The organism is Vagococcus jeotgali (assembly GCF_035918315.1).
Classification (GTDB): Bacteria; Bacillota; Bacilli; order Lactobacillales; family Vagococcaceae; genus Vagococcus; species Vagococcus jeotgali.
In genome coordinates, this window is the sequence record NZ_CP142146.1 from 1,265,665 (window position 1) to 1,286,229 (window position 20,565).

15 protein-coding genes, 2 tRNA genes, 1 rRNA gene and 1 pseudogene are annotated in these 20,565 nt (G+C 33.5%); 6 read left to right on the top strand and 13 right to left on the bottom strand.

The genetic code is table 11. The features are described from left to right. Positions 1 to 17: 17 nt before the first annotated feature. The 4 genes from mgfK to uvrB all read right to left on the bottom strand — a co-directional run bounded on the left by mgfK (position 18) and on the right by uvrB (position 6,846). The gene (gene mgfK, locus VSF34_RS06420; protein ID WP_326716527.1) at positions 18 to 1,010 is read right to left on the bottom strand and encodes a gluconeogenesis morphogenetic factor MgfK; all 993 of its coding nucleotides are present in this window, start codon (positions 1,008 to 1,010) and stop codon (positions 18 to 20) included. Next, positions 1,007 to 1,909, bottom strand: a complete 903-nt coding sequence (gene rapZ / locus VSF34_RS06425; protein ID WP_326716528.1) for an RNase adapter RapZ — start codon at positions 1,907 to 1,909, stop codon at positions 1,007 to 1,009. Before rapZ ends, mgfK begins: the two co-directional genes overlap by 4 nt. 106 nt (positions 1,910 to 2,015) lie before the next feature. Further along, a complete protein-coding gene (uvrA, locus tag VSF34_RS06430; RefSeq protein WP_326716529.1) occupies positions 2,016 to 4,835 on the bottom strand; it encodes an excinuclease ABC subunit UvrA in 2,820 nt (939 codons plus the stop codon). A 10-nt stretch (positions 4,836 to 4,845) separates the two neighbouring features. Next, on the bottom strand, positions 4,846 to 6,846 hold the full coding sequence (gene uvrB, locus VSF34_RS06435) for an excinuclease ABC subunit UvrB (RefSeq protein WP_326716530.1): 2,001 nt from the start codon (positions 6,844 to 6,846) through the stop codon (positions 4,846 to 4,848). 135 nt (positions 6,847 to 6,981) lie between these two features. Between uvrB and VSF34_RS06440 the strand changes: the two genes are divergently transcribed. Beyond that, on the top strand, positions 6,982 to 8,316 hold the full coding sequence (locus tag VSF34_RS06440) for a C1 family peptidase (protein ID WP_326716531.1): 1,335 nt from the start codon (positions 6,982 to 6,984) through the stop codon (positions 8,314 to 8,316). A 93-nt stretch (positions 8,317 to 8,409) separates the two neighbouring features. On the opposite strand, the gene VSF34_RS06445 is transcribed toward VSF34_RS06440, so the two are convergent. Together VSF34_RS06445 and VSF34_RS06450 are read right to left on the bottom strand one after the other, a co-directional pair. Then, a complete protein-coding gene (locus VSF34_RS06445) occupies positions 8,410 to 9,372 on the bottom strand; it encodes an LCP family glycopolymer transferase (protein WP_326716532.1) in 963 nt (320 codons plus the stop codon). Between the two features lie 112 nt (positions 9,373 to 9,484). After that, the gene (locus VSF34_RS06450; RefSeq protein ID WP_326716533.1) at positions 9,485 to 10,651 is read right to left on the bottom strand and encodes a MalY/PatB family protein; all 1,167 of its coding nucleotides are present in this window, start codon (positions 10,649 to 10,651) and stop codon (positions 9,485 to 9,487) included. Positions 10,652 to 10,810: 159 nt separating this feature from the next. Between VSF34_RS06450 and VSF34_RS06455 the strand changes: the two genes are divergently transcribed. Together VSF34_RS06455 and VSF34_RS06460 are read left to right on the top strand one after the other, a co-directional pair. Beyond that, a complete protein-coding gene (locus VSF34_RS06455) occupies positions 10,811 to 11,056 on the top strand; it encodes a FeoA family protein (protein ID WP_326716534.1) in 246 nt (81 codons plus the stop codon). Then, positions 11,040 to 11,426, top strand: coding sequence for a FeoB small GTPase domain-containing protein (locus VSF34_RS06460; protein WP_326716535.1), 387 nt, complete (start codon positions 11,040 to 11,042; stop codon positions 11,424 to 11,426). Before VSF34_RS06455 ends, VSF34_RS06460 begins: the two co-directional genes overlap by 17 nt. A 64-nt stretch (positions 11,427 to 11,490) precedes the next feature. On the opposite strand, the gene asnS is transcribed toward VSF34_RS06460, so the two are convergent. From asnS to VSF34_RS06480, 4 genes are read right to left on the bottom strand one after another with little or no spacing between them, the layout of a single operon-like run. Further along, entirely contained in the window at positions 11,491 to 12,789 is a 1,299-nt protein-coding gene (gene asnS / locus VSF34_RS06465; protein ID WP_326716536.1) for an asparagine--tRNA ligase, read from the bottom strand. 12 nt (positions 12,790 to 12,801) lie between these two features. After that, positions 12,802 to 13,995: a pyridoxal phosphate-dependent aminotransferase gene (locus tag VSF34_RS06470; RefSeq protein WP_326716537.1), complete on the bottom strand. Its 1,194-nt coding sequence runs from the start codon at positions 13,993 to 13,995 to the stop codon at positions 12,802 to 12,804. 14 nt (positions 13,996 to 14,009) lie between these two features. Then, positions 14,010 to 14,489 (bottom strand): cell wall elongation regulator TseB-like domain-containing protein, encoded by a 480-nt coding sequence (locus VSF34_RS06475; protein ID WP_326716538.1) that lies wholly within the window; start codon positions 14,487 to 14,489, stop codon positions 14,010 to 14,012. 10 nt (positions 14,490 to 14,499) lie between these two features. Further along, positions 14,500 to 17,205 carry a helicase C-terminal domain-containing protein gene (locus VSF34_RS06480; protein WP_326716539.1) on the bottom strand — a complete coding sequence of 902 codons (2,706 nt, stop codon included), beginning with the start codon at positions 17,203 to 17,205 and terminating at the stop codon, positions 14,500 to 14,502. Positions 17,206 to 17,379: 174 nt separating this feature from the next. Here VSF34_RS06480 and VSF34_RS06485 point away from each other — a divergent pair, with 174 nt between their 5' ends. From VSF34_RS06485 to VSF34_RS06495, 3 genes and pseudogenes are all read left to right on the top strand, one after another. Next, a complete protein-coding gene (locus VSF34_RS06485; RefSeq protein WP_326716540.1) occupies positions 17,380 to 18,261 on the top strand; it encodes a hypothetical protein in 882 nt (293 codons plus the stop codon). A 73-nt stretch (positions 18,262 to 18,334) separates the two neighbouring features. Continuing rightward, a complete protein-coding gene (gene gloA, locus VSF34_RS06490; protein ID WP_326716541.1) occupies positions 18,335 to 18,709 on the top strand; it encodes a lactoylglutathione lyase in 375 nt (124 codons plus the stop codon). A 374-nt stretch (positions 18,710 to 19,083) separates the two neighbouring features. Continuing rightward, positions 19,084 to 20,042, top strand: a pseudogene (locus VSF34_RS06495) (IS30 family transposase). A 196-nt stretch (positions 20,043 to 20,238) separates the two neighbouring features. Here VSF34_RS06495 and VSF34_RS06500 read toward each other — a convergent pair. The 3 genes from VSF34_RS06500 to rrf all read right to left on the bottom strand — a co-directional run bounded on the left by VSF34_RS06500 (position 20,239) and on the right by rrf (position 20,534). Beyond that, positions 20,239 to 20,312: transfer RNA gene (locus tag VSF34_RS06500), tRNA-Asn, on the bottom strand. Positions 20,313 to 20,334: 22 nt separating this feature from the next. Then, positions 20,335 to 20,408: transfer RNA gene (locus VSF34_RS06505), tRNA-Asn, on the bottom strand. Positions 20,409 to 20,418: 10 nt separating this feature from the next. Beyond that, positions 20,419 to 20,534: ribosomal RNA gene (gene rrf, locus VSF34_RS06510) — 5S ribosomal RNA — on the bottom strand. Positions 20,535 to 20,565: the final 31 nt, after the last annotated feature.

Below are 20,565 nucleotides of genomic sequence, written 5' to 3' on the forward strand. Positions count from 1 at the left end.
TTGACTCACCTCACTCTTTAATATTTCGTTCCAAATACTAATCGGAACAATTCCTCAACTACTTTTGTGCCATCGTGGAAGACACCACCATCTCTAAGTTCTAGAAAATCCGTCGAAACAACACGACACTCTTGCTCTCGTAAGCCTTTAAAATCATGACTAACTTGGACTAAATATTCATCATATACTTCTGGATCCATATAACCATCAGGTACTTGCTCTGTATTTACAAGCACAGTATCAACAAAATTTGAACCAAGATGTTTATGTAATACCCTCACATGATCAGCATCAGAAAAATGCTCTGTCTCTCCTTTTTGAGTCATAATATTACAAATATAGACAACCTCTGCACTTGATTCTTTAATGGCTTTTCCTATTTCATGGATAACTAAGTTTGGTAAAATACTGGTGTATAAACTACCAGGTCCAAGAACAATCATATCAGCATCCATAATAGAAGAAATCACTTTTCTAGCTGGCTCAACGGGTTTGCCATCTTCTGAATTAGTGACATAAACATAATCAATATCTTTTCGTTCTCTTGCAATAGAACTCTCACCAGTTGCATGTGTCCCGTCTAAAAATTTAGCATGTAAGGTCATTGAATTTTCAGATGCTGGATAAATGTGACCATCCACATGCATAAATTTACTTAAAATCTGAATCGCTTCATAGGTACTTTCTTTCATTTCAGACATAGCAGCAATGACTAGATTTCCTACAGTATGATTAGCTAAAAAATCATCTTCTTTTTTAAATCGGTACTGAAAAATATCAGCATATGTTTTAGGCATATCTGACAGTGCGACTAAAACATTTCTTAAATCACCAGGTGGACTCATTTTCACACTTTGTCTTAGTAAACCACTACTCCCCCCATCATCAGCTACAGTAACAATAGCAGTGATGTCAGCACTTTGGTCTCTTAAGCCTTTTAAGATAACAGGTAAACCTGTCCCGCCTCCAATAACAACTATTTTTGGCTTTCTTATACGGTACGTTTTCATGATCTATTAACCGACTCTTTACGTTTTAAGATATCACGGTGAGTAATATTAGCTTTATACTCTTCCATAATTCTAGCACCTAAACGCTCAGTTAGAGCAACGGAGCGATGTTGGCCACCTGTACAACCTATCGCAATCGTTAAACTCATTTTTCCTTCTTTAATATATCCTGGTAAGATACTTAAAATTAAATCTTCATATTTTTGATAAAAATCTTCTGTTAACTCTGATGTCATAACATAATCATAAACTTCTTGATTTTTACCTGTTAAGGGGCGTAATTCATCGACATAGTGAGGGTTTGGTAAAAATCTGACGTCCATTACAATATCAGCATCAATAGGTAAGCCATATTTAAAACCAAATGATACTAACTCAACTCTAAATGTTGACACATCTTCTTCTTCTTTAAAATGATGAATAATTTGTTCACGTAATTCACGTGGTGTCAGTTTTGTTGTATCAATCACTAATTGCGCTTCTGCTTTAATTTCAGTTAATAAGGCACGTTCTTTATCAATACCTTCTGTTACTAGGCCATCCATCGCCATAGGGTGAGCACGTCTTGTTTCTTTATAACGAGAAACTAACTCTTTGTCTGAGGCATCTAGGAACATCACTGTTGTGTCAATCATCTTTGTATTTTCAATTTCAATGAGCATGTTTTGTAATTCTTCAAAAAATCCTCTAGACCTCAAATCAATCACTAACGCAATTTTAGCAATTTTTCCTGACTCTTTAATTAATTCCCAAAACTTTGGAATTAAACTTGGTGGTAAGTTATCAATACAAAAGAATCCCATATCTTCAAAACTTTGAATAGCAACTGTTTTACCAGCACCACTCATACCTGTGATAACGACTAATTGTAAACTATCTACTTGTTGATTTTCTTCCATTTATATACTCACTCCTTAACAATCCATTGTTTTTCTAACATTCCTGGTGTATCATAACACAAAAATGCATATGATTCCATAAGTATACTTATAGAATCATATGCACTTACTTCATAACATCTTTTAAATAGTGTCCTGTATGACTTTCTTCAACTAAAATAATCTCCTCAGGTGTCCCTGTTGCAATAATTGTACCACCGCCATCTCCACCTTCTGGACCTAAATCAATGACATGATCACTTGTTTTAATCACATCTAAATTATGCTCAATCACAAGTACAGTATTACCTTGATCGACTAAACGATTTAAGACAACTAATAATCGTTTGATATCCTCTGTGTGTAACCCTGTTGTTGGCTCATCTAAGATATAAAAATTCTTACCTGTGGAGCGTTTATGTAATTCACTAGCTAACTTCATCCTTTGGGCTTCACCACCAGATAGTGTTGTGGCAGATTGTCCTAACTTAACATAGCCTAGTCCTACATCGACAATTGTTTGTAATTTCCTATGAATTTTAGGAATCGCTCTGAAAAACTCAACGGCATCTTCCACTGTCATTTCTAATATTTCAGCAATATTTTTACCTTTAAACTGTACCTCTAGCGTTTCAGAATTATATCTTTTTCCATGACACACTTCACAAGGCACATACACATCAGGTAAAAAATGCATTTCTATCTTGATAATACCATCCCCACGACAAGCTTCACATCTACCACCTTTGACGTTGAAACTAAAACGTCCCTTTTTATACCCTCGTGTTTTTGCTTCATTTGTTTGAGCAAATAAATCCCTAATATCATCAAATACACTAGTATAGGTAGCTGGGTTACTACGTGGTGTCCTACCAATCGGGCTTTGATCAATGTCAATGATTTTTTCAATTGATTCATAACCACTAATGGTTTTATACTTTCCTGGTTTTTCTGAATTTCGATTAATTTTTTGAGCGAGAGCTTTCTTCAAAATACTATTTACTAACGTACTCTTTCCAGAACCAGAAACACCTGTCACCGAAACAAATTGCCCCATAGGAAACTCGACTGAAACATTTTTTAAATTATTCTCACTAGCACCTGTTAGTCTAATTGCTTGCCCGTTACTGCTTCTTCGCTTTGTTGGTGTGCTTATTTCTTTTTTTCCAGAAAGGTATTGGCCTGTTAATGACTTCTCATCTTGTTCCACCTCTTCTGGTGTCCCGTAAGCAATCACTTCACCACCAAATTCACCAGCACCTGGTCCCATATCAATTAAATAGTCTGCAGCACGCATTGTATCTTCATCATGTTCTACAACAATTAAAGTATTACCTAAATCACGCATCTTTTTAAGCGAATCAATTAATCGATTATTATCTCTTTGGTGTAACCCAATTGAAGGCTCATCTAAAATATATAGAACACCTGAGAGGTTAGAGCCAATTTGAGTCGCTAAACGAATCCTTTGTGCCTCTCCACCAGATAAAGTACCAGCAGCCCGGCTTAGAGTTAAATAGCCCAACCCAACATTTTCTAAAAAGCTCAAACGGTCTTGAATTTCTTTTAAAATAGGTTTTGAAATAACAGTATCTTGCTGACCAAAAGTTAACTGAGACATATGTATTAGTGAGTCTTTCACTGATAACTGACTTACTTCACCAATATGTTTACCTTCTACTTTAACTGATAATGCTTCTTTATTTAACCGATAACCATGACACGTTTCACACGTTAGTTCTGTCATGTATAATTTCATCTGTTCTCTTGTATAATCACTATTTGTTTCATGATAACGTCTATTTATGTTTGTAATAATCCCCTCAAAAGGAATGTCTACATCTCTAACTCCACCAAACTCATTTTCATAATGAAAATGGAATGTCTTCTCTCCTGAACCACGAAGTAATATATTTTTATCTTCTTCTGAAATACTTTCATAAGGAATATCAAAATCAATATTAAAACTTTGACACGCTTGTTCTAGCATTTGTGGGTAGTAGTTTGAACTAATTGGATTCCAAGGCGCAATCGCTCCTTCTCTTAGTGATTTAGTTGGATCAGGAATAACTAAATCCTCATCAACTTCTAGTCTAAGACTCAAACCATCGCACTCAGGACAAGCACCAAACGGGGTATTAAATGAGAACAATCTAGGCTCAATATCTCCTACAGTAAACCCACAATAAGGACAAGCATAATGCTCACTAAACAACATCTCCTCTTGAGATATAACATCTACTAGAACATACCCTTCAGCTAGTCTTAAAGCCAGCTCAATTGAATCAAATAAACGTGACCTGACACCATCTTTAACTACAATACGGTCAACTACGATTTCAATATCATGTTTTTTATTTTTTTCAAGTTCAGGTACTTCAGAAATATCATAATTTTCCCCATCGATTCTTAAACGGACAAACCCATCTTTTTTGATTTTTTCAATAACTTTTTTGTGTTGTCCTTTTTTCCCTCTAACAACAGGAGCCAAAATTTGTAGTCGGGTACGCTCTTTGAGCTCTAGTAATTTATCTGTCATCTGCTCAGGCGATTGACTACTAATTTCTGTGCCATCGTTAGGACAAATCGGCGTGCCAACTCGGGCATAAAGTAGACGCAGGTAATCATTGATTTCAGTAACCGTCCCAACAGTTGACCTTGGATTTTTACTTGTAGTTTTTTGATCAATTGAAATAGCAGGACTTAGACCGTCGATACTATCCACATCTGGTTTGTCCATTTGCCCTAAAAATTGTCTGGCATATGATGACAAACTTTCTACGTATCGCCTTTGACCTTCAGCATATAGTGTGTCAAAGGCCAGTGAACTCTTTCCTGATCCTGATAGTCCAGTAATGACAACTAACTGGTCTCTTGGAATGGTAACGTCTATATTTTTTAAATTGTGAGCTCTCGCTCCGTGAATGACTATTTTATCATTTGCCATAATTTATCTCCTATTTACTTGCTTTTAATTCTAAAATGGTATCTCTTAGCGTTGCTGCTTTTTCAAAATCAAGATTTTTTGCAGCATCTTTCATTTGTAACTCCATATCAAGTAAGACAGCCTCACGTCCCTCACGGTCAAGTTCTTTGTACTGCTCTTGAATAGATAAACGCTCCTCTGAGGTGTGATCTGCTTCTTTTGTAATACTAATTAAATCTCTAATTTCTTTCATAATTGTCTTAGGTACGATACCGTGTTCTTTATTATATGCTTCCTGAATTTGACGACGTCTACTTGTTTCATCCATCGCTTTCATCATAGAATCTGTCATCTTATCAGCATACAAAATAACTTTCCCATCAGCATTTCTCGCTGCTCGTCCAATAGTTTGAATCAATGAGCGCTCACTTCTTAAAAAGCCTTCTTTATCTGCATCAAGAATCGCCACAAGAGACACTTCAGGAACATCTAAACCTTCACGTAGTAAATTGATTCCGATTAAAACATCAAACTCACCTAGTCTTAAATCTCTGATGATTTCTGTTCTTTCTAAAGTTTTGATATCACTATGAAGATACTTCACTTTAATACCTAACTCTTTTAAATAATCTGTTAAATCCTCTGACATTTTTTTAGTCAATGTTGTAATAAAGACACGTTCATTTCTTTGTGTCCGCTCATTTATTTCTCCAACCAAATCATCAATTTGTCCCATAATTGGACGAACTTCAATCACAGGATCTAAAAGGCCGGTTGGGCGAATGATTTGCTCTACAACATGATCTGTCTCCTCCATTTCGTAAGGACCTGGTGTTGCTGATACATACATAATCTGATTGACTTTTTCTTCAAATTCTTCTAGTTTTAAAGGACGGTTATCTAAAGCACTTGGTAGTCTAAACCCATAATCTACAAGCATTTGTTTTCTAGCTCTATCCCCGTTATACATGCCTCTAATTTGCGGTAAACTAACGTGTGACTCGTCTACCATAATTAAAAAATCATCAGGAAAAAAATCAATTAGAGTATAAGGACTCTCTCCTTCTTTACGACCATCCATGTGTCTTGAATAATTTTCAATTCCTGAGCAATAACCCATCTCACGCATCATTTCAATATCGTAGTTTGTTCGCTGCTCAAGTCTTTGTGCTTCAATTAATTTATCTTCACGGCGAAGCTCAGCCAGCCTAACGTCTAATTCAGCTTGAATATTTCCTATGGCTTCTTCTAAATGTTCCTCATTTGTCACAAAGTGAGTCGCCGGAAAAACTGCCACATGTTCTCTATCAGCTAGTACTTCACCTGTTAGAGTATTAAACTCTCTAATTCTATCAATTTCGTCACCAAAAAATTCAACACGAATAGCATGCTCATCTTTTGATGCTAAAAAAATCTCTACAACGTCACCTCTAACTCTAAATCTACCACGCTGAAAATCTATATCATTACGATCAAACTGAATATCAACTAAAGCTCTAAGTAACTCATCTCGCTCCATCTCCATGCCTTCTCTTAAGGATAACACTTGATCTTGATATTCTCTAGGATCACCTAAACCATAAATACAAGACACAGAAGCCACAACAATGACATCATTACGCTCTAACAGTGAGCTTGTGGCTGAATGTCTTAATTTATCAATCTCATCATTGACACTAGAATCTTTTTCAATATAAGTATCACTTGATGGCACGTAAGCCTCTGGTTGATAATAATCATAATAACTCACAAAATATTCAACAGCATTATTTGGAAAAAATTCTTTAAACTCACTATAAAGTTGCCCTGCTAGAGTTTTGTTATGAGCGATAATTAAAGTAGGTCTATTAACCTCTTTAATCACATTACTCATGGTGAATGTTTTACCAGAACCTGTTACACCTAATAAAATTTGAGCTTTTTCTTTGTCTTCGATATGTTTAACTAATTGTTTAATGGCCTCTGGCTGATCTCCTGCAGGGGCGTATTTAGATACTAAATCAAAAGTATGATGGGTCTGTCTTTCTATCACTTGCATACTCTCCTTTGTCATTTGACTCTAACTTGTTAAAGTTTAACATACCGAACATATTTTCGCCAAGTTCTTAGTCCTTTGAATTTAATAAAAAAAGGAGTAGAATAATCTCAATGAAAGGGGTAATGTATTATGAGTTTTTCAATTAATAAAGAAACTATTAAAACAATGCAACAAGAATTTAAGTCGAGTAAAGAGCACCATATTGCACAACGTTCTGTTAGTAAAAATGGAATTTTAGCTTCTTCAGAAAATATGGATTCTGTAGTAGCTAATCACCCAACATTTTCAATTGATTTAGATACAGGTAATGTGACCAATCAAAAACAAAGTGGAAGATGCTGGATGTTTGCGGCACTTAATACATTTAGACATGATGTTTTAAACAATCATCATATTAAAGATTTTGAATTATCACAAAACTATACTTTCTTTTGGGACAAATTTGAAAAAGCTAATTATTTTTACCACAACATTATTAAAACTTCCCACGAAGATATTACAAGTCGTGATGTAGCCTTTTTACTTGCTACCCCACAACAAGATGGTGGCCAGTGGGACATGTTAGTTGCGATTATTCAAAAATATGGTATCGTTCCAAAAACAATTATGCCAGAAACAAGTAGTAGCTCAAATAGCCGTGAATTAAACACTATTTTAAATAAAAAACTAAGAAAAGATGCCCTAACACTTCGAAAAGCCCTTGATGAAGGTGCTAGTAAATCTGATATTCAAAATATCATTAATCAATTACTACAAGAAGTTTATAATCTCTTAAGCATCGCACTTGGGACACCACCAACTGAATTTGATTATGCTTATTATGATACTGACAATAATTATCATATTAAACAAGGATTAACACCTCAAACTTTTTTTGATGAATTCATTGGGGTTGATTTAGATGATTATATTAGTATTATCAATGCACCAACCAAAGATAAACCTTATAACAAGCTCTACACCATAGATATGCTAGGAACTGTAGTAGGCGGAAAAGAAATCAGACATCTTAATTTAGATATGAAAACATTTAAAGAACTAACGATTAAACAACTTCAAGATGGAGAAAGTGTCTGGTTTGGTTGTGACGTTGGACAGTCTTCAACTCGTGATTCAGGTATTATGGCTCTGGATATTTACAGTGTTGAAGAGACCCTTGATATTGATTTAACTATGTCAAAAGCCCAAAGACTTGATTATGGTGAGAGTCTAATGACTCATGCCATGGTTATCACTGGTGTGGATTTAGTTAATGATATAGCTAAAAAATGGAAAGTAGAAAACAGTTGGGGTGACAAAGTTGGAAGTAAAGGCTATTTCGTTATGAGTGATGATTGGTTTGAAGAATTTACATACCAAGTCGTTATTAATAAAAAATATCTTTCTGATGAATTAAAAACCATTGTTGAAAAAGATGACGTGACTGTTTTAGCTCCGTGGGATCCAATGGGGGCACTAGCTTAAGCTATTTTGTATAAAAAAAGAGGAAAATGCCTGTGGTTCTATAATGCACCATAAGCATTTTCCTCTTCTTTATTACAAGCTAAACATCTACTTCTACTTAACTTGTCCTTTAATAATATTTTGAACACGAACTAACTCATCATCTGGGATTTCTTGGTAAGACACATCATCAATCCAAACACCCTCGCCATATAAGGTTTCATCTTCAATATTTTGGAAACTATCCCGGTAATTTAGAGCAATTTCAAACATCTCATCTGGCTCTAAATCTGTTTTCATATTGTCCTCAATAGCTTTTAAAATAGCTTTATAATGCTTAACTCCACCAAGACTAAGTGCTTTATCAGCAATTCCTTCAATCACTTCTTGTTGACGAACTTGACGACCATAATCACCATTTGGATCCTCGTAGCGCATACGAGTATAAGCTAATGCTTCTTCTCCGTTAAGTGATTGAGGCCCTTTTTTAAATTTAAAGCCATCTTGCTCAAATTCAAATTTATTATCCACATCAACCCCGTCAACAGCATTAACTAAACCTTCAAACCCCATCATATTGATCCAAATATAATGATCTAGTTGCATATCTAATAAATTATCAACAGTATCCATCGCCATTTTCTCTTGTCCATGAGCATAGGCATGAGCTATTTTTTCAGTGGTATCATGTCCAATAATTTCAGTTCTTGTATCACGCGGTACGCTTATTAAAGTTGTTTTCTTTTCACGAGGATTTACAGTAGCCACTAACATGGTATCAGAACGACCAACATCGTTTCTTCCAAAATCCCCTGTATCAATTCCAAGTAGTAAAACTGAGAAAGGATCGCCTTCTTTCACCTTCACACTCTCAGGCCGTCCTTCAACAGGTACGCTCATCTTTTCTGCAACATTTTTGACATCAAAATATGTTTTAGCAAAAAAGATTCCTGCTCCGGCTAAACAAATTACTAAAACTGTTGCTAAAGCAATCAGAGTCTTTTTGAGACCACTCATTTTTTTCTTTGGCTTATTTGATTTATTATTTTGTTCACTTCTACTTTTTCTTGTTTCCATAAGTCATCTCCTAAACATCTCTTAATTAATAAATGTATTCTAACATAGAATGATATACGTTGTTTATCATTTTAGGTGAACCTTAAACAAATTTAAACATTTAAATAATTTCCTAAAAAATGCTCTTTATTTGATACACAGCCTGTTTGATAATATCTGGGTGTGTTCCTAAGTTAAGTCGAATACAAGTTTTACTTTTATCACTAAACCACTCTCCGTAGTCAACAGCTACTTTTGCTTTATGTTGAATGTCTTGGATACTCACCTCACCATTTAGGTAAAAAGATAAATCAATCCATGCCAAGTAAGTTCCTTGTTTGTCATAGACTACAGCTTTTGGGAGTAACTCCTTAAATAGCTCTTTAAGTAAGATGAAATTATTGTCAATGACTTGATTTAAAGATGCTAACCATTTTAGGCCATATTCATAACTAGCCTGTGTTGCTACCATTCCAAATAAACTTGGTGCATTATTAACTACAATTTTAGCAAACAAATCATATTGCTCTTGTTTTTCTTTCGAAGGAATCACAATATGTGAATGTAGCAGACTAGCTAAATTAAATGATTTCGATGCAGAATTTAAGATAATCAGATTCTCTCTATACTTCTCACCTATATTAAGAACACTAACAAATGTATAACCACTCGCTACAAAATCTTGATGAATTTCATCAGATACTACTAAACAATCGTGTTTAGAGCAGATATCAAGTAATTTTTCTAATTCTGTTTGAGACCACACCCGACCAACAGGATTGTGAGGTGAACAGTGAATTAACATCTTGATTTGATGTGCTTTTATCTTTGCTTCAATATCATCAAAGTCCATCTCATACTGTTCATGTTCTATAACCAAATCTGATACAACTAATTTCCGCTGATTATCACGCACAGCATCAAAAAATGGATAATAGACAGGTGCTAAAATCATAATACTATCATGCTTTTTAGTGAAACATTGAATCATATAATGAATCGAATTGACCACACCGGTACTAAAACGTATCCAATCTTGTTTTATCTTCATATCATGTTGATTTAGTTGCCAATCTAGATATGTCTCATAATAATTTTTAGGTGGCATACTATAGCCAAATATTCCATGATCTACCCTCTCAGATAGAGCGTGCTGAACCTCTTTTGGTACTTTAAAATCCAGATCAGCAACCCAAAGTGGTAATAATCCTTCTTCACCATAAGTATTTGTCATACCATCCCATTTTATAGAATCTGTACCTATTCTTGGTACATAATATTGATGAATAAAATCCTCCATTTAATCACCTCTCTTCTCTTCCTTTCCTTCTTAATACCATCATAATAGAAATACCAGACAAAACAAATAAAAATTTCTTTTTTTCTAAAAACACTTGTTTATTAAATTAGTTAGGTGTAGAACAACTTTAAATTAAGCAACCCTAAAAAGTAGGGTGACATGATTTCTTTACTCAATATAACAGAAAAAGATAATGCTGTAATACAAACAATTAATCACCCTGATCAAGATATGACACAACGTTTTTACGACTTAGGTTTTTATCCGGGAACACTTGTGAAAAAAGTTCTAACTAGTCCAAAAGGAGATCCTATTGCCTATAGAGTACGTGGAACAACCATTGCAATTAGAAATTATGATGCAGCATATGTGGAGGTAATGATACAAGATGGACATGACAGCTAATGGATTTATTATAGACAAAAAAGAACCCAGTGATTTAGTGATTTCTTTAGCTGGAAATCCTAATGTTGGAAAAAGCTCAATTTTTAATGAATTAACAAGGCTCAGGCAACACATAGGAACTATTACAGACTTTAGCTCACTAGAGCAATTTAGACAATTACTGCTTGATAATGGCTGGACTTGGTTAACAGCTATGAATGTGATTTTATTTATCCTATATCACTGGTCATGTTCCACTACACTACTAACTATTTATAAAGAGACCAAAAGTAAAAAATGGACCTTTGCATCATTTATAATTCCAACCATTATTGGTGTAGGTATTACTATGATGACAACATTTATCGCTCATTTATTTCATTTAGTCTAAATATAATCTAAATTATAAAAACAAAAAAACTTTTGACATGATCATGTCAAAAGTTTTTTTATTTTTATGGGTAAATACGTTGTAATAAACGTGGGAATGGACTTGCCTCTCTCACGTGATCAATACCACAAACCCAGGTTACAGTTCGCTCTAAACCTAAACCAAATCCAGAATGAGGAACAGCCCCGTAGCGTTGTAGATCTAAGTACCATTCATAATCTTTACGATCTAAACCATCTTTTTCAATTTCAGCTAATAAATAGTCGTAACCAATCGCACGTTCACTACCACCTATAATTTCACCATATCCTTCCGGTGCAATTAAGTCAGCACGGATTACTACATCTTCTCTTGTTGGATGTGGTTTCATGTAAAACGGACTCATTGATTTTGGATAATTTAAAATGAATACTGGTTTTTCATAGTGATTGGCAATAAACGTTTCATGTGGTGAACCAAAGTCATCACCCCATGTGATATCCTCAAAACCATTTTGTTGTAATAATTCGACAGCCTCATCATAAGAAATTCTAGGGAAAGGTAGTTGAGTATATTTTTTAAGTAACTCAGTATCTCTTTCTAAAACATCTAAAGCATAGTCACAATTTTCTAACACTTTCTCAATCATAAAGGCAACATACTGCTCTTGAATTTCTAAACTTTCTTCTTGTTCGACAAAAGCCATCTCTGGCTCCATCATCCAAAATTCTGTTAAATGACGGCGTGTTTTTGATTTTTCAGCACGGAATGTTGGACCAAATGAAAAGACTTTACCAAAAGCCATTGCTGCTGCTTCTAAGTACAATTGACCAGTTTGTGATAGATAAGCTTCCTTACCAAAATAATCAGTCTCAAATAGCTCTGTTGTTCCTTCTGGTGCACTACTTGTTAAAATCGGTGGATCAATTTTAATGAAACCACGATCATTAAAAAATTCATAAGTAGCACGAATTAATTCATTTCTCACTTGCATAATCGCATGTTGCTTAGATGAACGTAACCATAAATGACGATGATCCATTAAAAAGTCTGTTCCATGCTCTTTTGGAGTAATTGGGTAATCAATACTTTCTCCAACCACTTCGATTCCAGTAATACCAATTTCATAGCCGAATTTAGAACGTGTATCTTCTCTAATTTCACCAGTTACGATAACTGATGTTTCTTGGTTTAAACTTTTAGCTAAATCAAAAAGTTCTTCACCTACTTCACTTTTTACAATAACTCCTTGGAAAAATGCAGACCCATCTCTTAATTGTAAGAAGGCGATTTTTCCACTAGAGCGCTTATTGGCTACCCATGCCCCTATTTTAACTGTTTCTCCAACATGATTTTTTGAATCAATAATATTGATTGTTTCCATTTCAACACCCCATCATTTCAAATTTCTTTTACGATCAATAAAGTTTCCTATCCGGTCTATCGCCTCTGTCAATGTCTCAATATCTGTAGCATAACTTAAGCGAATATGGTGATCGGTTCCAAAAGCTCTACCAGATACGACCGCTACGTGTTCTTCAATCAGTAAATCACTAACCCACTCAGAAACATCCTCATAACCACATATACTCAAGCACTCACTAATATCTGGAAAAAAATAAAAAGCCCCTGCAGGTTTTTCAATTTTCACACCAGGTAACTGACTTAGTAGAGGATATGTTTGATTTAAACGCTCCTCAAAAGCTTGCCTCATAATCTCAACGTCAGCTTGACTACCATTTAAGGCTTCAATAGCTGCATACTGACTCACAGCAGCTGGGTTGCTAGTTGATTGAGAGACTATTTTAGCCATCTGTTGAATTAATTTTTGATTACCTAAGACATAACCTATTCGCCAACCTGTCATTGAATAGGCTTTTGATACCCCATTAATAACAATCGATTGTTCTTTGATTTCCTTGGATATACTTGCTATTGATGTAAATACATTCCCATTATAAACTAATTTAGCATAAATATCATCGGCAATCAGATAAATATTGTTTTTTACTGCCCATTCTCCAATGGATTCTAACTCTTGTCTTGTATACACTGAGCCTGTAGGATTAGTAGGCGTATTTAAAACAAGAGCTTTTGTTTTACGACTAAGTTGTTGATTCAACTCATCTACTGTCACTTTATACTGATTTTCTAATTTTGTTTTAACAACTACTGCCTTAGCTTCAGCTAACTCAATTTGAGCAACATAACTCACCCAGTAAGGCTCTGGAACTAGGACCTCATCACTTGGATTTAAAAGAGCTTGAAAGAGGCTGTACAGAACAAATTTAGCCCCTGTTCCTACTAAAACTTCATCCATCTGATAGACTAACCCATAATCTAACTTCGTTCGGTTAATAATGGCTTGTTTTAAGTTCACTAAGCCAGTGGCTGGTGTATAAAAACTGGCAGAACCATTTTTAATTGAAGCAATAGCTGCCTCTTCTATTGCTTTTGGCGTTGTAAAATCTGGCTCTCCAAGCGTTAAATCTAATACTTCAACCCCTTGATCTTTTAACTCTTTAGCTTTAGCGGCTGCTGCTAGTGTTTGCGAAGGTTGCATGTTAACTACTTTTTTTGATAGATACATTAAAAGCATCTCCTTTAAACGCCTATTATTTTTTCAATAATCTTTCCTGTTTTAAAATCAACTAAATAATAATTTAGCTCATGATTTTTACCATCTGCTGAAATTTCCCACACAGGCTTGTTATCAACCATTCCTAAATTAATATTTTTTATATGAGTTGTTTCATTTGAGTCTAGTACAGCTTGTACTGCTTCACCATAATGAACCCCGTCTTTTGTATCATAAACAATACCTTCTTTACCGTCTTCAGGTATAATGACAATTTTCCCCTGATTTTTATCATCTTTTCCTACAATGGTAAAAAATGATTGGTCTCTTGTAAACCAGTAAAACTCATCTACTTGTTTAATATTACCAATGTCCTTTGCAATTTTAACAGCTTGTTTTTTCGCTGCTCGTTGAGGACTTGTTGATTTAATTAATACAAAACCAATCGCTAAAATAATAATCATCAACACAATAGATGTGTATTTTGCTATTTTATGTCCTTTCATTATAAACCTCCTAATTTATTGTTGATTTGTCATCAAAAAAAGCTGTCATGTCCTCTAGTATATCCTTCATAGGTAAATAATCCACTGATAGGCTCTCTGGTAAATAAGACAACAGAGCTTTGTGATAATCACTTGTCATGAAACGCTCATCAAGCATCATCACAACTCCCTTATCTTGAGGACTTCTAAGTAGACGACCTAATCCTTGCCTTAACCTTAAGCCAGCAAGAGGTAGTGCATCCACTTTAAAAGGGTTTAATCCTTGATCCTCAAGCATTTGATACCTAGCCTGTACAAAAGGTCGATTGGGGGGATCAAATGGAATTTTAGTCATCATCACAATATCCACTAGATCACTCTCAAAATCAACACCTTCCCAAAAACTTGTTGCACCTAAAATAATAGAGTGCTCCCCTTGATTAACTTTTTTTATAATTTTCTCTTTTGTTCCTGTAATTCCTTGAGCTAATACCTGTACTTGTGTATTAGCATAGTAATCATTTAATTGTCTAAAAGTTGCTTGTAATAACTTATGATTTGTAAACAAAATCAAAATATTCTTTTCTTGTGTTTTATAAACTTTCTTAACAATCTGACTAATTCTTTTAGCAAAGTCTTTTGTATCATGAACTGCTTGAAATTGTGGATGTCTGACAACATAAAATCGACTTTGCTTGTCATAATGATATAAAGAAGGTAACTTTATACTTTTTACATGCTCCAGCTTTAGCCTATCCTCAAAATAATGACTATCCTTATCTAATTGTAACGTTCCACTAGTATAAACGATTTTTTTAGCTTGCTTATACCAATCATGATCACTAAGCATTGTTTCTTGCATATTAACCATCAAAACGTTTAAATGCGACTTATGCTGATTAAACCACTTCACTTCCCCTTTATTAGAAAATGTAAAAATTGACATAAAAGAGTCTCCTAATAAAACCAATTCCTCTAAACGACTTAAATAATCAATTAAATTTATAGCCGATCCTCGGTAGACAGATTCTTTAATACTCTGTTTAAGAACTATTAATTCCTTAAATAACAAATTCGTCTCTGACATATTCTTTTTGGCAAAACTAATTTGAGTCAAGTAGTCATCTAAATTCATGATAGTATCTTGCTTAGTTTCAGATACTTTAAAAAATTGCATTAAGCTAAACTCTAGCCATTCCAAATTTTCTCTTAATTCATTTATTATATTATTAGCCAAATCAACAAGGTGATTTAAAGATACCTCAGATGATTTTTCAGATACCTCCCCGTATGATAAAAGTGATTTTATTAAAAAGTTAGTATTATTAAAAGAAAATCGAATCATTGCTGTTTCCTCAGCCATTTGAGGTAACCTGTGAGCCTCATCAACCACTACATAATCACTACTTGGTAATTGCTTTTTAATTCTAAACTGATCAGAAAGTAAAAAAGCATGGTTAACTACTATGAAATCTGCATGTTGGCATTTCTTATCCAAGTAAAGATAAAAGTCTTCTTCATAAAAAGAAGATTTTTTTGACATCACATGACTTCCCGGGTGAGCAATATGTTTATAGATAATATTTGTTTTATTGACATTAATTTCATCTAGATCCCCTGTTGTTGTAATTAATAACCAAGATAAAATTGCCATTTGTGTGATAACATAATGTTTTTGCTCATTGCCATATTCATTGATTAAACCTACTTTAAAAGCATCTAAATAAATATAGTGGCGCTGACTCTTTCTAAGTACTGCAATAGCTTGAGCCTTCATTAAATCATTAAAGAAGGGTATGTCTTTTGAAACAAATTGTTCTTGAAGCATGATAGTAGAAGTAGATATTAAAACAGGCTTATTATATTTTTTAGAAGTGAAAGGGTAAATATATCCCATCGTTTTACCAATTCCTGTTTCTGCCTCAATCAATAAATTTTTGGCTTTATCATCTTGTAAAAATACCTCAATATTATCAACCATCACTTGTTGTGTTGGACGAAGAAGATTTTTGTTACTATCTTCTTTAAAAAATTCCTTAGTATTCAGAAAAGAATAATCTTTTTCTTTTAGTGCCAATCCATCAACAATTTTAATCCCTTCATTTAATTGTCTATTTTTGACCTGTTTATTTTTATTCAATACCATTTCAAAAAATAAGTGATTATCAACACCCATATGTTTTGATAAATCAGTTAGGCTCTCTAGAGTCACTAAAGGATAAGTATTAAGTCTTTCCATCATCTTAATTAACCCATTAGCGGTCACATAAGCATCACTTAAAGCTTCATGAGGATTTTCATGAAGTATTTGTAACTCACTTGCCATATCACTTACCCGAAACCCATTTGATGTTGGGTAAATTGCTTGAAACAACTCTACAGTATCTATACACTCAAGAGCTAAAGGCTCAATACCTGCTCGGACTAATTCGCTATTTAAAAAATTAAAATCAAAAAAAACATTATGAGCTACAAAGACACAACCGTCTAACATTTGACGAATTGTAAACCCTACATCTTCAAAATAAGGTGCCTGAGTGACATCTGAGTTGGTTATACCAGTTAATAGACTGATAGTTTTAGGAATTGAACGTAAGGGATTTATATCTATTGAAAATTGATTAACAATTTGTGAATTTTCAATAAATACACAAGCAAATTGAATAATCTTATCATGCTCTTGATCGGTACCTGTTGTTTCAATATCTACAACAGCAAATAAACTATTTGTATCCAATCCATATCTCCCTCCTTTTCATACAAATATGATTATACTATATTTCGATTTTTTTTCATTAAACAATTTATAAACAAATAGATTTATCAGTTCGATTGTGTTCAAATAAAATCTATGGTTAAATAGATTATATAACGATTTATATAAAATTTAACTAGGTGGATATCTAATACTATGAAATATTTAAAAATTACAGGTATAGTCATTCTAATTATTTGGATAATAGCTCTTATTTTTACCTATAATCATTCTTTCTTCTGGTATGCCTATTTTATCATATCAGCTATCGCCATTCTTTTAGCAGGTATTTTATTATATCAAAAAGAAATTATGGATTTTACAAATAAGAATAATTCATTTATGAATAGACTAAGACATGCCTCAACCAAATCCTTACCATATGAGGAAGATGATTACTACGACATTATTGTAACTAAAAATAATCGACGTAAAAAGAAACGCCGCAAAAAACGACATTCTTTTGAAATTGGCCATGTTGCCAATCGTAGAAAAAATACGAAAGACTCAAGAATTATCATCAATGAATCACCTTCAAACATTCGGAATAAAGAATACTTACATACAAATATTCCAAGCCTTTACGAAGGAGAAGCTCAACAAATCTTATTTGATACCATTCAAAGACTAAAACAACAATCCTTTTTTACTAGTTTTTATGGAAATGTCACTAACGAAGATCTCATTACCAAGTTTGATGAGTACCAAAATCGAAATATTTTTGAATTGTATGATCATATTTTACCTAATACATATGCAAAATTATTATATGACCCAGCATCAGATAGTAATAGAATCGCTATTTTTTTACCAAATATTGATCCTTCTACCCCAGATGATTCTCTTGGTTTTATTGCTATTGAGGATAGTTATAAAGCGGATATGTTATTAAAAAAATATTCAGATATTCAAGTTTTCCCGACTATTCTTGGTGGGACGTATAAACGTGCTTATATGAATTCACAAGGAGAAATTAAAATCATTAAAGATTTTATTAGCTATAATTTAACTATCTCTCTAGCATTTTATAATGCTTAGGTGAGGCTCAAAAGTAGAAAGCTTTTTTTATACGTGCTAATATGTAAATCATAGAGAAAGGATGATTTAGATTATGAAAATGGCACATACTTGTGTAAGAGTGAAAGATTTAGATGCTTCTTTAGATTTTTATCAAAAAGCTTTTGATTTTGAAATTTCAAGAAGAAGAGATTTTCCTGATAGTAAATTTAGTTTAGTTTATTTAACTTTACCAGGTGATGATTACGAATTAGAGCTAACTTACAACTATGATTCAGATGGTTATGACCTTGGAAATGGTTATGGTCATATTGCAATCGCAACAGATGATTTGGAAGGTTTACACGCTAAACACAAAGCAGCAGGCTTTGATGTTACTGATCTTAAAAATTTACCTGGCGTTCCTCCATCATACTATTTTGTCATTGATCCAGATGGCTATAAAATTGAAGTTATTCGTTTTAAATAAGATAAATAAACCAATAATAATGACATAAACTGTAGAAGTTAGATAAGAAAACTAACTTCTACAGTTTTTTTGTGATTAAAATTAACCATTATCGTTTCTCAAATCTTAAGTAGGTCATAAAAAGAAGATGATTTCATTATATTAAATCTTAGCAGTCATTTTTATAGTGCTGACATAATATAATAAAAAAAGAGTAGGTTTTGATAGGGTAAAATATTTTGTGTAAATAGAAATTTAGGGTAGAAAAAAAGAAAGTCCATTCTGTAAAACGCCGATTGTAAAATTAAGCTAGACAAATAAAAAAATCATTTGTGATACACTCAAATTGTCCAAATTGTATTTCCGACGAAAGAAAACAAGGAGAGTGATCACAAATGACCTATGTACAGCTTACTACAGACGAGCTTGTTTTAATAGAATCTTATTATCACCAAGCTAAAAAAGTTAAACATGTTGCTGATACTTTAAAAAGATCAAGACAAACTATTTATAATGTTTACAACGCTTTAAATGAGGGATTATCTATTCTAGATTACTATCAAAGATACAAAAAAATAAAAAGAAATGTGGAAGGCGTCCTATTTCTTTACCTGATAATGAAACAAAATATATTCAAAACAAAGTGGCTCAAGGATGGACTCCTGACGTGATTATCGGTCATGATGAGATTTCTATTTCTTGTTCTGTTCGGACACTTTATAGATTGTTCTCGCGTGAATCTTTTGATTCCACAACTTTACCAATGAAAGGTAAAAGAAAACCTAATGGGCATAAAGAAAAACGAGGTAAACAAGCATTTAAACAAACCATTCATCAGAGAGACGCTGAGCATAACGAGTTTCAAAGTGAATTTGGTCACCTAGAAGGTGACACTATTGTTGGGAAAAATCATAACAGTGCTGTTATTACATTAGTTGAAAGGTTATCAAAAGTTATTATTACCTTAAAGCCAACAGGGAGACACGCTATAGATATTGAGAATAGCTTAAATGAATGGTTAAAAAAATGCCCTAATCACTTGTTTAAATCTATCACATTTGATTGTGGCAAAGAGTTTTCTAACTGGAAATCTATCAGTAACTTAAATGATATTGATATCTACTTTGCTGACCCTGGTACACCTTCACAACGAGGTTTAAATGAAAATTCTAATGGGCTATTGCGTAAGGATGGATTGCCTAAGAAAATGGATTTCAACGAAGTTGATGAATCTTTCATTCAATCTGTTGCATCCAAAAGAAATAATATTCCTAGAAAATCATTAAACTATAAAACACCATTAGAAGTATTTTTGAGATATGTAGACAATGACATTTTGTCTAGCTTAATTTGACAAATGAAAATTTAATTAAAAAGAAGAAGGAGGAAAAATCCCCCTTCTTCTAATGCCTTATTTTATCAATTTTTAAATATCAACACGATTTGACGAAGAGCCTTTAATTATCTATTTTTCAATATATGACCGCTTATACTGAATCTCATTTATAAAATTTTACAAAAAAAAGAAGATGATTTCTCATCTTCAATCACTCCGGCAGTAGGACTCGAACCTACGACATCATGATTAACAGTCATGCGCTACTACCAACTGAGCTATGCCGGAAAAATATTTATTTTGGTACTAACTCCGGCAGTAGGACTCGAACCTACGACATCATGATTAACAGTCATGCGCTACTACCAACTGAGCTATGCCGGAATGATACAAAGCGTAGCAGCGTCCTACCCTCACAAGGGGAAACCCCTCACTACTCTCGGCGCTAAAAAGCTTAACTTCTGTGTTCGGCATGGTTACAGGTGTATCCTTTTTGCCATCACCACTACACTTTTGTATCTATATGAGTGATTATTCACTC

Coding starts and splice junctions, on each gene's coding strand:
- VSF34_RS06455 (WP_326716534.1), top strand. CDS start 10,811: ATGATTTCTTTACTCAATATAACAGAAAAAGATAATGCTGTAATACAA.
- asnS (WP_326716536.1), bottom strand. CDS start 12,789: ATGGAAACAATCAATATTATTGATTCAAAAAATCATGTTGGAGAAACA.
- VSF34_RS06470 (WP_326716537.1), bottom strand. CDS start 13,995: ATGTATCTATCAAAAAAAGTAGTTAACATGCAACCTTCGCAAACACTA.
- VSF34_RS06485 (WP_326716540.1), top strand. CDS start 17,380: ATGAAATATTTAAAAATTACAGGTATAGTCATTCTAATTATTTGGATA.
- VSF34_RS06445 (WP_326716532.1), bottom strand. CDS start 9,372: ATGGAAACAAGAAAAAGTAGAAGTGAACAAAATAATAAATCAAATAAG.
- VSF34_RS06460 (WP_326716535.1), top strand. CDS start 11,040: ATGGACATGACAGCTAATGGATTTATTATAGACAAAAAAGAACCCAGT.
- rapZ (WP_326716528.1), bottom strand. CDS start 1,909: ATGGAAGAAAATCAACAAGTAGATAGTTTACAATTAGTCGTTATCACA.
- gloA (WP_326716541.1), top strand. CDS start 18,335: ATGAAAATGGCACATACTTGTGTAAGAGTGAAAGATTTAGATGCTTCT.
- VSF34_RS06440 (WP_326716531.1), top strand. CDS start 6,982: ATGAGTTTTTCAATTAATAAAGAAACTATTAAAACAATGCAACAAGAA.
- mgfK (WP_326716527.1), bottom strand. CDS start 1,010: ATGAAAACGTACCGTATAAGAAAGCCAAAAATAGTTGTTATTGGAGGC.
- VSF34_RS06450 (WP_326716533.1), bottom strand. CDS start 10,651: ATGGAGGATTTTATTCATCAATATTATGTACCAAGAATAGGTACAGAT.
- uvrA (WP_326716529.1), bottom strand. CDS start 4,835: ATGGCAAATGATAAAATAGTCATTCACGGAGCGAGAGCTCACAATTTA.
- VSF34_RS06475 (WP_326716538.1), bottom strand. CDS start 14,489: ATGAAAGGACATAAAATAGCAAAATACACATCTATTGTGTTGATGATT.